Below are 18,166 nucleotides of genomic sequence, written 5' to 3' on the forward strand. Positions count from 1 at the left end.
TGCATTGAAACCAGGGCTGTGTTGACCAAAGCGTAAGACCAATTGACGGCCCGACTCGATCATTCGGCTTGCCACACCAATCACTTCTTGCATGACGGTACGCAATCTTCGTCGTTTGGCTGGATGACGGACTGGGGAGTCTTTACCCATCAAACTTTGAAGCCCCATCCAACGTAAAATATTATACGCCAGTACGCCAAAAGCCATGACCAAATCATTGGTGTCGAACTTTCCTGAAGGCAGGCGTTCAAGGTCCAGGTCGGTCTTAAATTCACTGTGAAATTGTTCGCTAGTCGCATGCCCTCGGTACAGCTGAATAATCGTTTCATTATCATATGACGCTTCAGGGAGTGATGTCGTCCAGCCCTCCAGCTCAAATTCAGGATTCAGAAACAACTGACCATGACGGACTGACTCTCGAACCACCAAGCGCACCACTAACCGGTAATCGTCTTTCACCACGCTGAAGACAAACACTTTCTTGCCAGATCGGGGCTCTTCCCAAGCCACATTATTTTCTTGTGCAAGTTGATACCAGCTCTGTGGGTCTTGCTTGCGTGGATTCCATTTGATTAAGAAGTCCATGTCATGATTGTTAAAGATATCACGGTTATTACGTGCGTCATGGGCGCTGTCTAATCGGGCCAGAATGGGCGCAGAAGTGAGGGTTCTCACCCGGGGTAGTACCCGTTCCAGAGTGTAATCAAATTCTTTTTGCGCATGCTGGCTCCCTGTTCGTAGTTCACAAGCCACACACCACCCTTCATTCCCTAAGTAGGCCGCCATTGGGGTATAGCCGTCAATGTTACTCTTGTAAGTACGGGATACACCCTCTTTTTTCGTGTGACTGTTATCTTGCGGGAACGCATTAATGTCCAATGGTACATGCCCGGTTTTAAGTGGCGTAATTGGCGCGTTTACGGATTGAAGAAAGGCGACACTGGCTTCATCCAGTAAAGGAATGAGTGCTTTAGCGTCTTCATCAAATCGTTGACGCAATCGAGAGGAGGAAATACTTTGTTTGATCTCCATAGCTTGCTTGAAAAAAGGGTCATGACGAACTTGCTCTACGGCTTCAAAGTCACTTTTACCCGACAGAATCAGTCCAAGGTATGTCCGAACTAAATCAATGTTAGCAATGCCATGGCGCTTGGTTATGGTTCGTGTTGTTTTAGGTAATGGCGTGTGCTTATTCATACACCTACCAGCCAGGGCTAACCCTGCGCTTGAGGTGTAAATTTCTGAGTCCGATTGTTCAAGAATAAACTTTCGCATTATTCACCTGGTGAGTGAGTTTTTTGAAAGAGGGTATTTTATCAGAAACTTCAGTAAATCAGAGGGGTACGGGGCCTTAAGGTAGTTTTTAAGTCACGGATTCAGGGATTAGAGAACACTTTAATAAAAGACAAACCAGGAGCATTAGAATAACGATCGGTTTTACAGTAAAAAAATTGGAATCAGTCAGAATTCGTAAATTCCCAAAAGTGTGAACCAAGAACTCTGAGATAAGACCTCACTGCTGATATGATCTCCACTTTTAACCTCAAGGATGAGACTTATGATACCCCAAGGACCTTTTATCCCACACCCACGTCCGAGTAACCCTAGCCCCCTTCAATTATCAATTTACCGCTTCGAGCTGAAGGCTAGGAAGTACCATTATGACAAGGCTTTAGCCGCTCCTGCCAATGAGTCTCTTGCTCAGAAAAAAAACCGTGAAAAAGCATTCGAAGAAGATTGGAATCATCTGCAAAAAGAGAAAGAACGACTATCTGCCTTAGCACTAGCAGAGAACTTAAAAAAGTACAGAGAAGAAAGTGCATCCAAGTCATTAAGCGAATTACAAAGAGAACCTCACCATCCGACTCATACTTTGTCAAATAATCTAGCAGCTATTGCAGAGCCAAAACCTTCTACAAGTCATGAACCTCATCATATCATTATGGGGAAAGGCCGGTGGTTAGTAATGGAAATGATGAGAGCTAGATTAAACCTCCATGTACACGGAATTGGTATTAACGACCCTATTAACGGAGTTTGGCTCCCTCGCTATATGTCAGACCACGGACACTGGGCGACCCCAAATTCAGCGCCCCATAGACCCATCCACCGCTACAATTACGAAGACTGGGTCACTGAAGTTTTACGCGCCAACGGTCTCTCTAAAGAAATGGTTCTAAACCAATTGAAAGAGAAAAAGCGCCAACTAAAAAATGGCTCTTATCCAGACCGAATTACACAAGCAAAAGGTACTGATGGGACTATTAACTAATGAAAGTATTCCGACTGAGGCATAGTCCGGAAAAGTTTATGACTTTTGGGCTTGATATCATGATGCTAGCAGAACAACTGGGTGATATTGATGAAATGTTGCCGACTTTGATGAATTACCCTTCTGCAAATGAGCGCCTTTTACCTATTTGGAAAGATGTATCTGCAGATTTCAGACCCCTTTCGAAGACAAGTACTGAAATCCCTGACATTTCTGTTTGGGATAACACTACATTGCTCCTGAACGAAAAAGCATTCCAGGTGTTGAAGGATTACCTGGAGTTCGAAGGTGAATTCTTGCCAGTTATAGCAGAGGGTGAACAGATGTATCTCTTCAACTGCCTGACCTTTGCAAAAGAAGATTTTGAACTGACGGAGAAAAAATTTCTAGGTGGATTCGAAAACGGTTTGAAATCACTGGCATTCGAAGAAGATGATATAAAATCAAAATTACTTTTCAAGTCGAATATGGATTATTGCGCCCATTTATTTGCTACTTCAACTTTCAAAGAGTTATGCGAAAAGTTCAACCTAGAAGGGCTAATGTTCGAAGATAGTTTAGTTAACTCATTTTAACCCTCAACAGAGAAGGCCCCTTCTTTCCTATGCTCTTTCTGTTTCAAGTGGCTGCAATATCATCTCCAAGAGTTTACATCCGACTAAATTTACAGATGAAAAGGTCAACCTCATAATAGTAACAGCAGGAAACCATAATGAAGAAAATACGATTTACTGGATCTTAGATTATCACTGTCCTCAAAGAAGCCGATGCAGACAAATCAGTTGAGGATGTATGTCGCAGACACGGTACTAGCAATGCCACTTACTACAACTGGAAAGTAAGCGTTCAACAAACCCCATCTAATACCTGCATAGCACTATCGTTGTGAACCTATATGCACAAATGATCCATTAAAACCAACGAAATGTGCAAATATATGCACACATTGATATTTAATCTTAGATGTCACTGACCTATGAGGAATCCTTGACCGAGTACAAGAAAATGTTTGCAGAAGTCAGCTTGGAAAACCAAGCGATGAAAGATCTATTCACAAAAAAGGAATGGTGACAGAGGAGAAAAAACAATGTGCTAACTATCTCGTTGAATCGGACTTGAGTTTAGTCTGAGTGTGCTTAATCTGTGAAATCAGTAGTTCTGCATTTTACCGACTTTAACGCGATTGACAAAATAAAGATGCGGCTGTCATCGACAACATTACGAGTTTCTGAATCCTCACAGAGCCAAACTTCTAGATTACTAGTTAGATTTCATATTCTTTTACACCAGCAGAAGTTAACAGGGCGTAGAAATCAGAAACCCGACGCCTGCTTCCCCTTTGCTGGCAATAAAAAAATATCGTTCTTTGTTTAGCGCGTGACAAAGCCACAAAAAAAGTCGCTAATCCTTCAGTATTCCCTGGTTGATAAGACCACCAAGCATTATCATCAATCCCCAGAAAAATAACTGTGTCGAATTCTAGTCCTTTGCTTTTATGAATTGTCATTAGTGGTATATGATTTATACCTTCAAATTCATCCAAAAAATTTGCCCATGAGCTTTGGCTCTCAACACAGTGAGTAAAAAAAACTTCAAGTGCTGACCGGTTTATTTCAAGAAGGTCACCTGTAGCGTAACGCGCATATGCTTTTCGAAGATCTTTTAAATTAATGAAATCTATGACTCGCTCAAAAACATGACGAGTATTTTCTGATGTAAATGGTTGCAACATCGCATCCCTGAGCTCAGAAATAAAGTTCGTTAGTTGGTGCTCAACCTGTCTCAGTGCTTTCTCATCTTCTTGGTTTTTATTACGAAGTAGCTGTATGGCTGCTGATAATTGACTCCAAACTTTTGCATTTCGCTGTCCAAGCCCCAACCTTAGCAGGGTAGAGAACAAAATAGTCAACTCTTCGGCAAGTAAATCTTGAAGTGTAGTTTTGCCTATTTTCACACTTTCATTGCGTAAGCTAAGTCCATACTGAGTTAAATAAGAAGATAGCTGTTGTTCATAATCCTCAGGTTTTTGACGTACAAGAACGCAATAGTCCCTTGGCTTCAGTGTGCTACTTCGCAAGTCACTTGCAATCCACTGAGCCAAGTAACTTGCCTCATTATCTATGTTACGACTAACACAAACCCATGCGGCATCGCCTGATATTTGATTGTGATTATTTGTTTGAAGCTCGCTCACCTCGTAGTCAATTGCTTGTGCAATAACCTGTTGTATCCTGACTAATTCAGGTGAAGACCGGTGATTGAGACGTAGCGGATATCGTTGTGCCGAAAAATCGGCCTCAAATTGATGAAACGCATCATCCTTAGCTCCCGCCCAACCCATAATCCTTTGTTTATAATCTCCAACAGCTGTTACAGCTATCTCACTTAAACCAAAAGCAGACAATAGTAAGTCATACTGGGCATAAGTTGTGTCCTGAAATTCATCTACAAAGACAAAAGGGTAGGTTCCCTTAATAGCTCGGTGCACATGATTATTAGTGCGAATAATATATTCAGCTAGCCTATTTAATGTTGTGAAAGAGATGCTTGATTGACCATCATTTGAAACTTTAATTTGCTCAAGTAGCCAGCTGACAATGATATAGTCTCTAGCTGATTGAGGAGCATGAATCCCGTGTGCAGGAATCCTCCAAGAGCCGACCACATTGCTTTCAAATGTACTATCAGTCATCTGTCTGACTTCACTCATAATTGAAAACTGATAATTATCAGGAACGCTGCTCTGTAGCCTTCGCCAAAAATCACTTACACTTCTTTTATTTGGAAAGAAGACTTCGTACTGTTGTGTTGGCTTCCAGTCACCATGAATTGCAGAATAAAATCGGTCAACTATGTTCTTAGTAAATGCATCAAAAGTCATAGAAACAAATCGACTGCCCAGTTCCTGAGGACAGCGTTCTGTTACTCTGTCTGCAAGATTTTTTGCTGCGTCGGTCTTGAATGATATGGCAAGAATTTTCTTGTTTGGAGGGCACAGGCCTGTCTCAAGCAAATATGCAGCTTTCTGTGCTAAAAATTCTGTCTTTCCCGCACCAGGACCTGCAATGACGCTAGTGGACTCTCGTCGCCTTAGTGCTAACCAAGCATTTGGCTCAAGATCATCGATCCCCTTGGGATGCCAGTCTTCTAGTTTAATGAACTTCACTGTGCCCCCTAGTTTTGAAGAGCGGTGTGAATAGATTGAACTAAAGCTCGTAGTTCTTCTGGTGCGTTCAGGGCCAACTGATCTGAAGGGATAGCCCCCAGCACTCGGATATGCGTACTTGGTTTACCTCTTCCTAAGAACAGATATCTATACCAGCGCAGATTAAGAAGATCGTCAGCGTAAAATTCAGGATTTCCCTCATCTCCCATGACGGCGTCACCAGGTTCACTACGGCTAGATGGCCCGGAAGAGCTTTCATCCGGAGCAACCTGGTATTGCTCAGGGAAGGCTTTCAGCATCGAATAATCAATATCTAACGGGCTGGAGAAATATACGTTAAAACGGGGGTGACGAAGATAACTCACCCAACGACTCATAAATTCATAATCATCACGCCTGAAGGTATCAAACTCAGCCAGATTGACAGCTACCCCATCAGCATTCACTCCTTGAGTGAAAATACTCTCAGCCGGTATTCCAAACTCTATCAACTTGGTGACTGCGTTCTTTATTCTTCCCCAGCCACCGCCATATCGTCCCCAATCCAAATCAAGCAATGTAATAAAAGGTATCTTTAGGTCTGTCAGCAAACGCCACATGTGATTCACATGACGGCCCCCTAATGGAACCATGGCGACAAAAGACTTATCAATTGGAATGCCCATCGCTTCTGATATAGCTGGAAGAATTACCTCCTCGGAAGCCCCCTCCCCAAGAACCACGACCTTAGCAAAATACAACTCAGGATAGGCTCTCACCGCTTGCTGAATGTACTTTGCAACTTCGTTCTCTTCATCGGGTAAAGTCAGTTGACGAACAACTGTGGTGTTTGATTCAACTGTTAGTCTGAAGTGTCTTATTTGCGTTGGTTGGATTCTAGCGAGGATGCTAGGCGAATGGCTGGATAGTACGGCTTGTGCTCTTAAGCCATGCACTAAGCTACTGATCTGACTTATGATTCGAGATAGATAGTATGGAGCCAAATTATTCTCCGGCTCCTCAAGCGCCAAAATAGTCAACGAAGGCAAGGGCAATTCTGCACCGAGAAAGTCTTCACACTCTGGTTGGGACAGGATCTCAGTTTCAACATCTAGGGTGGCTGAAGTCATGGCTATATGAAACAGGGAGCTTTGGCCATCACTTAATTCATCGATGCTCCGATCTCGACCACTTTCATCTGGATGCAACAGTACCTCTACCTTACGAACAAATTCTTCAAAGCGCAGGTCTATCGGACGAAACTTCGGTGTACTATCAGTTCCAGCAGAGTGCAACTCCTGCCATCGCTCAGTGAGCTTTCCGGTAACGGCACTAATCGCATTTTCCCCTTCAAAGACCTCATTGAGCTCAGTAGCCTTCTCAATAAAAGATGACCGAACTTGCTCTGACCAGTTAATGGCCTTCCAAAGTCGGCCTTTCAGAAATGCTGATACTTGGGAGGCTGCGCATCTTGTTGCAGGTACGTAAATCAATTGGATTCTAGAGCGATCCGCTGGACGCACATTGTGAAAATCAGCCTCTTCTGGATTACCCGATGTCGTAACCGCGCGAAATTGGCTAGTAATGTACCCATCTATTGAGCCATCATCTTCCCATTCCGCGTCCAAGCGCAAACGGCACTTCAGTTGGCCACCCTCATCTGTCACGCTCATATGGTGAAAGAAGTCTGGTATTACAGAGTGATCTCCGTCTTCATCATCCAATTCAGGGAAAGCGACAATGGCTTCAAGCGTTAAAGTTCGATGACTAGGTGTTTCTTCTTCAGAAGAAGGAATATAAAAATCCTGACGACGAATGATCCGCTGTTCATTGGATATCCCAAACATTCGTTGCAGGGCCTGCATTAAGACCGTTTTGCCTGCACCATTTGCTCCAACCAAAGTGGTTAGATCCGGATCGACAGCTATGCTCTGGCCTTCTGGTCCAAAGCTTCTAAAGTTTTTTAGTTTGAGTGTCTCAATATGCAAAGCCGATTCCCTTCTTGTGGCCACTTACAAACAGTACGCTGCTTTCAAATCACACAGACTCTTCGCACAGTAGAATATTAGTTAGAGCCAGTTTAGCTAAGCGAGCAAGTTTGTGAAAGGTGACATATGGCCTGAAGTTGGGTGTGTGTCATATCACAAATGAGCTTCGAAGAGATAGACCTATTACCTTTGCTCTCTTTTTTTCTAACATGGTTTATGCTTTACTGAGGCTCTTGTATCTAATGTATTTGTCAAATCATTCTGCTGTATAAATTGCCTATTAATTGAGTATTGCGCTTTGGAATCCCTCTCAAGAATATTCAGTATAATTTCAGGCTGACAGTTCTCTTTACTGTTCCTTGAGAGGTAAATGATATGCGTCTGACTATTTGCGATAATAAAGTGCCCTTGGCCATCAACACCTTGAATTCTAAAACAGCCAACGTTACTTGAGTTAAATTTGTCAGCGCAAAAACCTGACTCAAGATATAAATCTCTTTGTTGTTCAGCTAACTCGTTTCCTTTATTTGAAGCCCATATAGTAGAAAATGCTAGGAGAAAAAATACAGCTAATCCTCCAACCCATGTATACATCGGCCAGTCAAAAGACCTCTCAATTGCATCGACCAAACGAACTAAGAACTTCGATAGCTTAGTTTTAGCAATCCCATCTTTCTGCTTATCAGCTCCTTGAGAATGTGACTGGTCAGGTATTTGTTCTTCGCCCGGGCCGATGTTGACCGTAGTTAAAATAATAAAAAATATAAGAGCGACAATACTCCATGTGGCGACTACGATCCCCATAGACTTTACGACTAACCAAGAGCTAACAAAACCACTAGAAAAAACGGGTCGGCTAAATATATCGGGACTCACTCCAAATCCGCCTAAATACGAAGTATCGAAAACCCAGTAAACAAGTTTCACGAACGGGATAAACATACCGATCGATGCTGCCGAAATTATTGCTTTTGCCGTAATTGCTTGTTTAACTTGATTAATTAATCGTTCTTTAGAATTCGATATGCTTGTGTTGGTAGAGTTCATATTTCTGAGCCTATTCCTTTAGCTTTTTATCCACAGTTATTTCATAGAGTTCATATTTTTCTATAGCCAGTCTAATCAAGTGCATAAAAATAGGTAACTAGTTGGATAAACTGATTAGCTTAAGTCATGCGAATTGTGCATGGTTTTAACGAAAAAACTTATTACATATTCAAGGCTCTAGCTATCAGCCAATAGCGGTACTTAGAAAAACGCCTTTAAAGTCCGCTAAAAATTCGTTCAATGAATTTGGTATTGGTAATACGCAAGTTCAAGTAACAACTACAATCCTTATCTCACACCAAAAAAATGAAAAGTTTATGTATTTTTACTGGTCACTTAATCGATCAATTAGGAGTCGTTTAATGGCTTGAAGATGATCGGAAATTATTAATTGTACCGAGGGCATGCGACTAGCGAACAATTTCACAGTGAATTTAAGACCGACCTGGACCTTGAACGCCTGCCTTCAGGAAAGTTCGACACCAATGATTTAGTCATGGCTTTTGGCGTACTGGCGTATAATATTTTACGTTGGATGGGGCTTCAAAGTTTGATGGGTAAAGACTCCCCAGTCCGTCATCCAGCCAAACGACGAAGATTGCGTACCGTCATGCAAGAAGTGATTGGTGTGGCAAGCCGAATGATCGAGTCGGGCCGTCAATTGGTCTTACGCTTTGGTCAACACAGCCCTGGTTTCAATGCGCACAGACAGTTGAGCCAGTTACTGAGCTGAATTCACGCCCTGCATTACACTTAATAGTATCAGCGAGTGAGGGCTGAGGCATCTGCACGTCCGCAAGGCTGGAGTGTGCAAAAAAACGGGCTGTTCTGGCAATGATTAGCAGAATAGCCAAGCTGTAATGGAATGGTAAGTCACCATGGAATGTGAAAAATGGGAAGTCTTCAGAGACAAAAGTTTAAAAGGGCTTTAAGTCACGGATTCAGGTGACAGCTTAGGTTTTCGAATCTGCTTTAAGAAATTATCATTTGGCTCAATTTCGTGCAAAAGCGCCAATATTTTGCTATAAACTGCTTGTAAGTCACTCATCTTGTTACCATTTTTTTCGACAACTAATGATAACCTCTTTATGAGGGTGAGTGGCTTACTCTTTTCTTAAAATCCTAAATGCACCACGGGTAAAGACTATTTATTAAAGCGGCTGCAAACAGACAAAGAACAACTGAACCAACCGCATTCGATAATACTCTTTCACCTTGTTTTTTTAACTTCCTTTCCTTAAAGAAAAGTAAGCCCAAAAAAAGGCACAGCAGGATGACAGCCTCATCTCTTACAAATACGTCCGCAAGTCGAGAGTCCATTAGTAGGCTGGTACCTTCAAATATAGAATCACTTATTTGCTGAAAGTGTTCCCGAGAGGTCATCATTGTTGCTAGCCCTCAGAGTATGAATACCTGAAGAAAGAGCAAAAACCGGTTTAAGTATTTGAGTCCTTTTGACGGCTTAAATCCATTGGGTGAGGTTATACTATTGTCCATTATTAGTGCCTTATTTGTATTTTCTTATTTAGACCTCAAAGCGTATGCGCATTGGCTTTGATGTAGGCCACGATGTCGGCCAGCTCTTCATCACTGTATTGTTTGATGCGGTCGATCATTTTCCGATGAGATTTGGTTTCTTCTGTGAAGTTCCTTTGGCCGGATTTGAAAGCTTTCAGCTGGCTGAAAATATAAGGGCCTTCCAGTTGTGTGATTTCAGGGCTATCGCTCAGGAATCGGCCAAAAGCGCTGGTGTGGCAACTGGCGCAATCTTTATCAAAATGAGGCGCGCCTTTTTGCGGGTCACCTGTAACGGTCAGCATGGATATGGTTCGGTCATTGTCTTCGTAATGATCGGCAATGTCGTCCAGTTATGGTGAGTTAAATGTATGAGCCTGATGTGCGGCATCAATGAACTGTGCGTTTTCTGACGTTGAATTTCGCTGACCTGTTTGAAAATTTTGTATCTGGTCTTTGATGTACCAGGCTGGCATACCGTTTAAAACGGGTGCAAGAACACTTGCCTGTGCGTTTTCAGCATGGCACTGCTCACATTGTTTGGTAACAGACTCGCCCGCGTATAGTAAGCAAGTAAACGCACCTAATGTGAAGGCCAGTATTGTACGCAAATTGTTTTTCATCATTATTCTCTTTTCAGGTCGAATCCATGCAAGCTTATCAGCGTTAGCTTAACCGAACCTTACCGAACACTCTAAGTAAAAAGGCCGGGCAAAATATCCTTTTCCTGAATTCACCTAGAAATGATCTAAGTCAAATACCTGAGTAAAACAGTTGGTTATTATTGAGTTCTCACTCCAGGTAAGAGTATCGGATGGGTCTGATGCTCTGGCAGGTTGTTGATTTTCTATCTGTGTTGCACTAACGGCGTTAAAATCAGGCTCAAAATGCTCATTTATGAACTATAAATTCCGCGTTTTCGTCTGATTTTGCCTTGTTAGTCCTGCCTCGATTACGAAACTCTACAGCCTGCTCGAACTTATCAGGTGGGTATGCCTGATGGTTCGAATGGTTGGCAACAGAGAGTCTACTGGCTCTCTATGCCCTTTTTAAAACAACGAGGGGTGCTCTTCACATGTCTACGGTCATTGAATCTGGATCTCATTCAACTTTTCCTGCCGCTCAATCTGTGTCTTCAGAAAAAGAATTGCCGGGCGATCTGGCGGTTTGGTTTTTTATCTTGGCGGAGTTGACGGTATTTGCGATTTTCTTCATTGCTTACAGTTGGATGCACACCCAGAACAGTGAAATGTTCAGTGCCGGTCAGGCGACACTTCATCCGATTGCAGGCCTCATTAACACGGTCTCGTTGATTACCAGCAGTTACGTGGTTGCGTTGGCGATGATTGCGGCCAGAGAAGGCAACCGTAAACGTTGCCAGCAGGGCTTAATGCTGGCGGTGTTGATTGCAGGCGTTTATGTGGTCAGTAAGTTGTGGGAATACAACTTACTCATCGAAGCGGGATACGATTTAAGCACCAATACTTTCTATATGTTCTATTTCTTTATGACTGGGTTTCACTTCATGCATGTTTTATTGGGCATGGTGGTTTTGGTGATATTTGTGTTTTGTCTGCAAAATGAATCTTATTTGAACGAAAACTTTGCCAGCGTTGAAGCCGGTGCCTGTTATTGGCATATGGTGGATTTGCTGTGGATTATTCTTTTCCCGTTAATTTACGTGATCTAGGTGAGTTATGTCTGCATCTACAGGGGTTAAAGCCGGAGTGGTCAGAGACACCCTAAGTTGGTTGGTGTTGATCAGTTTGACGGTCGCCGCCATTGTTCTGGGGCAACAGTTCATTTCGGGGCAAATCATCATTACTTGTGCGGTGGTGATTACGGCTCTGAAAGGCATCATTGTTTCAGATGTTTACATGGGATTAATGAAGGCGCCTAAGCTATGGCGCAGGTTGATGTTGAGCTATGTGATTCTGATTCCGGGAATCACCGGCGCTATTTTGTTAATCGGAAGCCGTTAAGTGTTTAATAAATGATCTGGATCAATTACTTGAGTAAAACACTTGGTTATTATGATCCTGTCGCTGAAATCAAGAGAGGAAATGCCTATGAGTTGTTGCGGAGGCTGTGGTGGCCAGGACAATAAACCTAAAGATGATCAGAAATCCGATAAGGATAAGTCGAAATCTGATTAGGATTTAGGTGTCTTGCTACGACACTTCTTTTCCGTTAGTTATTGGTTAGAAGTTTGTTTTGGTTGGCAAAGGGGAGCTTCGGCTCCCCTTTGTTTTTTCGGATTATTAAAGTAAGGAACGAGATCATTGAAGTGCTGAGGTCGCCACTTCAGAGCAATAAAAGCTTTCCAGTCTTCGTCGAATAAGACCTTCCAGTTGACCACTTTCTTTTAGCGTATTAAGTGCTAGTGGCGCGATATGTTCTACCTCCGTTAATAACCGTTCCGGCGTAATCATGAAATCTTCCAGCAGGGTGCTGAGATTCTCATCGGCGTAGGTTTCAAACAGGTAGTCAACGATCAGTTCGTAGTTATCTTTAAAGTGCTCGGTAGTGCGGTAACGTAGCCAGAATTCGTATCCTAAGACGACAAACTCCGATAAATCGATGCTGTCCATGCCTTGTTGAATCTCGCCCAAGGTTTTGTGTTCGTAAATATCCCACAGATCCATGGCAGAGGCTTTCAGTTGTTCTTCGGTGATGGAGAACTCCAGAAAGGATTTGCTTTGCTCAAGAATGAAGTCGAGGTTGTTGGTGATGTAGCGTTTGACGCTTTCTTCCACGGCACCGCCGAGTTTAGGCGCAGTTTTATTCACCACCGCCCGGCTCATTTTTAGCACAGAAGACACGCCCGGTACTTTTTTAGTAAGCACATTACTTTCGTAAATGTAACGGGTGATGGCTTGGTAAACCACGCTGGATATCAGGTCGCCATAGATTGGCAGGTCGATGATGTGATCCAGACCGTCAATCCGCTGTTGCTCCAGCTCAAGCAACTTATCCACAAACTCTTCAAATTGATGGGCGGTGATGACTTCGTTCAGTTGGGTATTTCTGTGTTTTTCGGATGTGAATAAACGTGTTGCAGCTTCGCCGGCAATTTCTGCTATTGCGCCGGGGATTTCCTGTTCAACCACATTGCGGTGAATGATTTGTTTGATTTGTTCCGGCGTTACCCACTGTTTTAAATTTGTGGTTTTGAACCACTCAAACAATGGGCCAGACTCTTGCTGTACCCAGTTGATGAAGGTGTCTGTTTCGAAGCCAGCCAGTTCGTGTTGAACGTGAAGGTCGAGCAGTGTGTGCAGTTGGTTGTCTGCCGGCGTGGCTGGATTACTCATAAATTGGGTCCGTCCTGAGGGTTGAGTGGTAGGCTAAGGAGTCGCTTTTTCATTGTTTTTGGACATGACATCAGCCACTTTTGCACTGTCTTCCAGAGATTCGAAATAGTCTGAGGCTAATTCGCCCAAGCTGTGATTGACTGTCCGGATGGTGCTGTAAATGTTTCCGGCGGTTGAATCGTGAGTTTCTTTCAGCGTTTTCAGTTTGTCCGAACTGATCGGGCTTTGGTTCATGACCTGGTAGCTGGTATCTGCGATGGCGGTATGAACGTTTTCAATGGCAGTGACGGTGGTGTCGATGGCCGTTTGGGCAAAATCTTTCGCAATTTCCAGGCGTTGAAGCAATGTTGTCATGGTCGGTACCTTTCTGTTTAACGCTAAGCCCTGGCGATTCATCGGTAGGATGATGCCTTGAGTCGGGTTAGGCGGTTTTGAATATTCGTGAAAATTTGAATTTATTTAGGGTGTCTTTTGGTGGCAATGAACATCGTGCAATTCGTTTTAATACCGTGAGATATTGATGGCCAAAAGAACCTGTGTTGTAGGGTATACCATATTTTTCGCAGATTTTTATGACTTTGGACGACATTTCCGGGTATCTGTGCGCTGGTATGTCGGGAAACATATGATGCTCGACCTGATAGCTGAGGTGCCCGCTCATGATATGCAACCAACGGCTGCCTTCAAAGTTACTGGAGCCGAGCAACTGACGGTAATACCATTGGCCGCGTGATTCATTTTCACATTGCTCCGGTTTAAAGGTCTGGGCGTCTTCGGTGAAGTGGCCACAGAAAATGATGGTGGATGTCCAGAGATTGCGGTTCAGGTTGGCAATGGCATTGGCGATTAATACTTTGGGTGCCAACGGCCCGGCCAGCAAAGGAAACAGCACATAGTCTTTGGCCACTTGTTTGCCGGCTTTTTTGGAAAAGCGTTTAATGAACGGGAGTTTATCTTTGAGTGTGATTTCTTTGCGCTTGATTCGGTCCACTTCCAGCTCGTGTAAACCGACCCCCCACTCAAAAAATACGCTCAGTAAACCGTAGTTTAAAAATTGGAATAAATGTTTAGGGCGCCACTCGTCTTCTTCTGACAGGCGTAACACGGCATAGCCGTAATCCCGGTCTTTGCCCAGAATGTTGGTGTAGGTATGGTGTTCGTAATTGTGGGTGTTCCGCCAGGATTCTGAATCACAGACGGTGTCCCATTCGTAACTCTGTGACTGAAGTTCTGGGTCGTTACTCCAGTCGTATTGGCCATGCATAATGTTGTGGCCTATTTCCATATTTTCCAGGATTTTAGCGGTGGACAACAATCCAATTCCCGCAACCCAGGTGACGGGGGTCAGGCTGAAGTGAATCAGGGTTCGGCCGGCGATTTCACACCGCTTGTGAATCCGCATGATGTTCCGAATGTGGTTGATGTCTTCCTCGCCGAGTTTGGCTAACGTGTCTTGGCGCAACTGATCCAACTCTTGGCCAAATGCGTCCAGTTCGTCCGGTAATAAAATGTCCAGCTGATTGGTTTTCATATCCATAATGCTCTCCTTCACCCGCATACAATCGGATGGATCTTGTTATAAGTTTTCGATGGCCACAGGGCCGGCCGGAACGGCGATGCAGGCCTGAACGTTTGGTTGTTCGTCGGGTATCCATTCGCCGGTTAATGTATTGAACAGCCTGCCCTGCGTTCGGGTGCATTTGCATTCATGGCAAATGCCGCTTCGGCAACCGTATTTAGGTTTCAGGCCTGCTTGTTCTGCAAGCTCTAATAACGATTTATTGGTCTGGCTGGTGATGGTGGTGTTGGAGCGTTGAAAGTGCACTGTAGAAGGTGTGTCTGTGTTCAGCGCTGCCAGCGACGAGGCATCCGGTGTTCGCAGGACGTTGGCCGATCCGAAACTTTCCTGATGTATGTTGGCGGGCAATACGCCCATATGCGTTAAGTGCGTCGTTTGTGCAGCCATAAACTCATTGGGACCGCAGAGGTACACCCGTTGTTGGGTGGCGCTTTCCTTAGAAAGGTTGAGCAGGTCGCTGAGTGCCTCTTGGTTTAACCGGCCTTGTGTTCGGCTGTAATAAGGAATAAAACGCAAGAAACGGTGTGTTTGGGATAGCGTTTGAAGCTGCGATGCAAAGATCAGGTCTTTTTCTGTAGGGACGCTGTACAGAAGGGTGACCGGGGCGGTTCTGTGCTGAAGACACAGACTTTCCAGCATCGACATGATCGGCGTTATGCCACTGCCCGCCGCCAAAAAGGTGATGGGCTGCTGTTGATGGTCAGCGAGCGTAAATTCGCCTTTCGCTTGACTGATATGAAGGGTGTCACCGGCGGTCAGCTTTTTATTCAGGTAGTTAGAAACCTTGCCTTGATCGACGGCTTTGACGGTAATGTCGATGGTTCCACTTCGATTAAATTCTGCGGTTGTTGATGAAATGGAGTAATTGCGCAGTAACCGAACCCCATTTACTTCTACTTCTAAGGTAATATATTGACCTGGTACAAAGCCTTGCCAGTGTGAGGCTGGCAGAATCCGAAAAGACGTCGCTGAGCTGGTTTGGGTCGTGACTTTAAGTACTTTGGCGGCAATTCTTTTTCGGCTGAATAAGGGGTCTATTTCGCAAAGCATGAAATCAAGGTAGCTTTGCAAAGTACCGGTTTGTGCCCAGAAACGACGTGAAATACCCGCGAGATAGTCCGATGTTGTAGTGCCAAGGAAAACGGCACGGCTTTGTAAATGTTGAAGCATGAACGCACCGGGTTGTATTCGGGTGTTCTTTTGTGTGCTAATAGCCGTTGAACGCAGTTGAGTAAAAAACATGAAGACTCTCCTAAAAACTTGTTTGGTGTACAAGTGTGCACTAAATATATTCTTGAAGTTTCTTTGAGTCAACACTTGTACACTAATATGGTGTGTACTATTTAAACTGTTGGGTGTGTTTTTAGGCTGAAATACCCGCTAAGTCCTGGTTTTAGCTGAGTATACGGCGTATTATTAAATATTGATGACCGTTTGATTTTTAGTTTTTTGTGTACGGTTGGACACTGTTGTAAGTGTGAATTGGATATATTTTTGAATGTTAACGAGAGAAGAAAAGAAACGGCAAACACGGAAGTCCCTAATGGACGCCGCTCTTGGCTTGGTCGGCGGGGGTGAAAACTTCTCCAGTATCAGTTTAAGGGAAGTGGCAAAAAATGCGGGGGTCGTTCCGACTTCGTTCTATCGTCACTTTACGGATATGGAAGAACTGGGCCTGAATGTGGTGGACGACCTTGGCTTGCTGCTGCGCAAGCTGATGCGAAACTCCCGTCAGTCGGGTGCCTACGCGGAAGCGCTGAATCGCAGCTCCATTGAGGTGTACACGGATTTTGTCAGCGAGCATAAAAACTATTTTTACTTCATGTGCCAGTGCCGAACCGGAGGTACTTTGGCGTTAAGAAGTGCCATTCGGAATGAGTTTAAATATTTTGCCAGTGAGTTAGCGACAGATATTCGGGCACTGCCATTGCTGAATCAGGTGAATAGCCTAGATTTAGATATGATGGCTCAATTGATGGTCGAAACGGTTTTTGAGTCCACCATAGACTTTCTCGATCAGGCCGATACCAGCCCGAATTTCAGGCAAGAATTTATTAACCTGATGGTGAAGAAATTGCGTCTGATTTGGCTGGGCGCAGGCGAGTGGCGTTCCTAGCGGACTGCTGCTTTTGGTTTGTTATTTTGAACGTATGCTGCTGGCTTGTCTGGGAGGATCGTGAACAATGAAACAAGGCTATCGCAGGTATTTAGTAGGTAAGTATTTAGTAGGTAAGTATTTAGCAGGTACGCATTTTTCTGGTACGGATTGGCGCCATGGTGTATGTGCTGCCATGATCATGTGTCTGATCGGGATCAGTGGCGCGTTGCGAGCCGACGACATTGAGCACTACCATCCTTTTAAAGTGTACGATGCTCAGTTTTACGTCGAAAGTAATCTTGAATTTACGCTGTTGCATGAGCTGGCTCATGCGGTCATAGATCACCATCAGATTCCGGTGTTGGGTGGGCAAGAGCAAGCGGCGGATCAAATTGCCGTGATGTTGCTCATTCTGATGCATGATGGCTTGGACCCCCAGTTGTTGGATCGGCTGTTGGCGGTGTCTGCGGACTGGATGATTCAGTGGCAGATGGATTTAAAGAATCAAAACACTGTCTTTTGGGATGTTCATCCTTTGCCCATACAGCGCTTCTATGAAGTAACCTGTCTGGCGTATGGTTCGAACCCGGATGTGCTGGAATCTCTGCGTAAGGACAGCTGGCTACCGATAGAAAGAGCCTGGGATTGCGATCTGGAATTCAAGGAAAACCAACAGGCCTTAGCCTGGTTGGCCACCAAAGTCAGTCACTATCAATTTGACCCTGAGTGGAAGCTCAAACGCGTCAGTGCCGCTTCTGATTCAGAAGGGCAGGTGAACATTCATTGGACAAACCGTACCAAGGGTGAACAGCCAGCACTCTACCAGTCGTTAAAAAACTCAACACGTCTCAAGCGCTTATTGGCCAGTATTAACGACGTCTTAAAGCTCAAAAACGACATTCCTGTGTACATTGAAACCATGTGCGCGGGGCCTGATGCCTGGTGGAATTCAAAACAGAATATTGTGATTATTTGTTATGAGTTGCTCGAACAATTTGCCGATAACTCAACCCGGGTTTCGTCGTTGATTGATGAAATGAAAACCGTCTCTGCCCGTAATTTGATTGTGCCGCTGACGGCGCAGGAAGCGGCCTTTATCAATGACCGGGATGACCGCTATTCGGAAATCACAAGATTAATTAAATCCTGGTTAAAGCAAAAACTGGCCGAGTAAACCCATGAAAAATTAAACCAAGCGTATGCTTGGT

At 44.2% G+C, this 18,166-nt stretch carries 16 protein-coding genes and 2 pseudogenes; 8 read left to right on the top strand and 10 right to left on the bottom strand.

All coding sequences use genetic code 11. The annotated features are described in order from the left end of the window. A partial coding sequence (locus ABD744_RS10835) for an IS1380 family transposase (protein WP_344798388.1) occupies positions 1-1,275 on the bottom strand: 1,275 nt, incomplete at its 3' end. A gap of 283 nt (positions 1,276-1,558) precedes the next feature. Here ABD744_RS10835 and ABD744_RS10840 point away from each other — a divergent pair. The 3 genes and pseudogenes from ABD744_RS10840 to ABD744_RS10850 all read left to right on the top strand — a co-directional run. After that, positions 1,559-2,272, top strand: coding sequence for an AHH domain-containing protein (locus tag ABD744_RS10840; RefSeq protein ID WP_344798390.1), 714 nt, complete (start codon positions 1,559-1,561; stop codon positions 2,270-2,272). A 38-nt stretch (positions 2,273-2,310) separates the two neighbouring features. Then, positions 2,311-2,847 (top strand): hypothetical protein, encoded by a 537-nt coding sequence (locus ABD744_RS10845; RefSeq protein ID WP_344798392.1) that lies wholly within the window; start codon positions 2,311-2,313, stop codon positions 2,845-2,847. Positions 2,848-3,014: 167 nt separating this feature from the next. Then, a pseudogene (locus ABD744_RS10850) lies at positions 3,015-3,110 on the top strand (transposase); the annotation flags it as partial. A gap of 426 nt (positions 3,111-3,536) precedes the next feature. Here ABD744_RS10850 and ABD744_RS10855 read toward each other — a convergent pair. The 3 genes from ABD744_RS10855 to ABD744_RS10865 all read right to left on the bottom strand — a co-directional run bounded on the left by ABD744_RS10855 (position 3,537) and on the right by ABD744_RS10865 (position 8,452). Next, positions 3,537-5,438 carry a UvrD-helicase domain-containing protein gene (locus ABD744_RS10855; RefSeq protein ID WP_344798394.1) on the bottom strand — a complete coding sequence of 634 codons (1,902 nt, stop codon included), beginning with the start codon at positions 5,436-5,438 and terminating at the stop codon, positions 3,537-3,539. A gap of 8 nt (positions 5,439-5,446) precedes the next feature. Continuing rightward, positions 5,447-7,405 (bottom strand): ATP-dependent nuclease, encoded by a 1,959-nt coding sequence (locus ABD744_RS10860; RefSeq protein ID WP_344798396.1) that lies wholly within the window; start codon positions 7,403-7,405, stop codon positions 5,447-5,449. 204 nt (positions 7,406-7,609) lie between these two features. Then, a complete protein-coding gene (locus ABD744_RS10865) occupies positions 7,610-8,452 on the bottom strand; it encodes a hypothetical protein (protein ID WP_344798398.1) in 843 nt (280 codons plus the stop codon). Between the two features lie 391 nt (positions 8,453-8,843). Here ABD744_RS10865 and ABD744_RS10870 point away from each other — a divergent pair. Then, a pseudogene (locus tag ABD744_RS10870) lies at positions 8,844-9,185 on the top strand (transposase); the annotation flags it as partial. Positions 9,186-9,984: 799 nt separating this feature from the next. Here ABD744_RS10870 and ABD744_RS10875 read toward each other — a convergent pair. Together ABD744_RS10875 and ABD744_RS10880 are read right to left on the bottom strand one after the other, a co-directional pair. Next, positions 9,985-10,272: a c-type cytochrome gene (locus ABD744_RS10875; RefSeq protein WP_344798400.1), complete on the bottom strand. Its 288-nt coding sequence runs from the start codon at positions 10,270-10,272 to the stop codon at positions 9,985-9,987. A 48-nt stretch (positions 10,273-10,320) separates the two neighbouring features. After that, positions 10,321-10,590 carry a hypothetical protein gene (locus tag ABD744_RS10880; RefSeq protein ID WP_344798402.1) on the bottom strand — a complete coding sequence of 90 codons (270 nt, stop codon included), beginning with the start codon at positions 10,588-10,590 and terminating at the stop codon, positions 10,321-10,323. A gap of 452 nt (positions 10,591-11,042) precedes the next feature. Between ABD744_RS10880 and ABD744_RS10885 the strand changes: the two genes are divergently transcribed. Both ABD744_RS10885 and ABD744_RS10890 read left to right on the top strand, forming a co-directional pair. Continuing rightward, positions 11,043-11,657: a cytochrome c oxidase subunit 3 family protein gene (locus ABD744_RS10885; protein ID WP_344798404.1), complete on the top strand. Its 615-nt coding sequence runs from the start codon at positions 11,043-11,045 to the stop codon at positions 11,655-11,657. A gap of 7 nt (positions 11,658-11,664) precedes the next feature. After that, positions 11,665-11,949, top strand: coding sequence for a cytochrome C oxidase subunit IV family protein (locus ABD744_RS10890; protein ID WP_344798406.1), 285 nt, complete (start codon positions 11,665-11,667; stop codon positions 11,947-11,949). A gap of 297 nt (positions 11,950-12,246) precedes the next feature. Here the strand turns inward: ABD744_RS10890 and ABD744_RS10895 are convergent, their stop codons facing one another. The 4 genes from ABD744_RS10895 to ABD744_RS10910 all read right to left on the bottom strand — a co-directional run bounded on the left by ABD744_RS10895 (position 12,247) and on the right by ABD744_RS10910 (position 16,102). After that, positions 12,247-13,281 (bottom strand): hypothetical protein, encoded by a 1,035-nt coding sequence (locus ABD744_RS10895; RefSeq protein ID WP_344798409.1) that lies wholly within the window; start codon positions 13,279-13,281, stop codon positions 12,247-12,249. 33 nt (positions 13,282-13,314) lie between these two features. Beyond that, positions 13,315-13,635 (bottom strand): hypothetical protein, encoded by a 321-nt coding sequence (locus tag ABD744_RS10900; protein ID WP_344798411.1) that lies wholly within the window; start codon positions 13,633-13,635, stop codon positions 13,315-13,317. A gap of 67 nt (positions 13,636-13,702) precedes the next feature. Continuing rightward, complete coding sequence (locus ABD744_RS10905) at positions 13,703-14,818, bottom strand: fatty acid desaturase family protein (RefSeq protein WP_344798413.1); 1,116 nt, start codon at positions 14,816-14,818, stop codon at positions 13,703-13,705. A 39-nt stretch (positions 14,819-14,857) separates the two neighbouring features. Beyond that, positions 14,858-16,102, bottom strand: a complete 1,245-nt coding sequence (locus tag ABD744_RS10910; RefSeq protein ID WP_344798415.1) for a ferredoxin reductase — start codon at positions 16,100-16,102, stop codon at positions 14,858-14,860. Between the two features lie 256 nt (positions 16,103-16,358). On the opposite strand from ABD744_RS10910, the gene fabR reads away from it, so the two are divergent. Next, a complete protein-coding gene (fabR, locus tag ABD744_RS10915; protein ID WP_344798416.1) occupies positions 16,359-16,976 on the top strand; it encodes an HTH-type transcriptional repressor FabR in 618 nt (205 codons plus the stop codon). Between the two features lie 67 nt (positions 16,977-17,043). Continuing rightward, complete coding sequence (locus ABD744_RS10920) at positions 17,044-18,132, top strand: DUF4344 domain-containing metallopeptidase (RefSeq protein WP_344798418.1); 1,089 nt, start codon at positions 17,044-17,046, stop codon at positions 18,130-18,132. Positions 18,133-18,166 lie beyond the last annotated feature (34 nt).

The sequence above is a fragment of the Litoribacillus peritrichatus genome (assembly GCF_039537985.1).
Lineage (GTDB): Bacteria > Pseudomonadota > Gammaproteobacteria > Pseudomonadales > Litoribrevibacteraceae > Litoribacillus > Litoribacillus peritrichatus.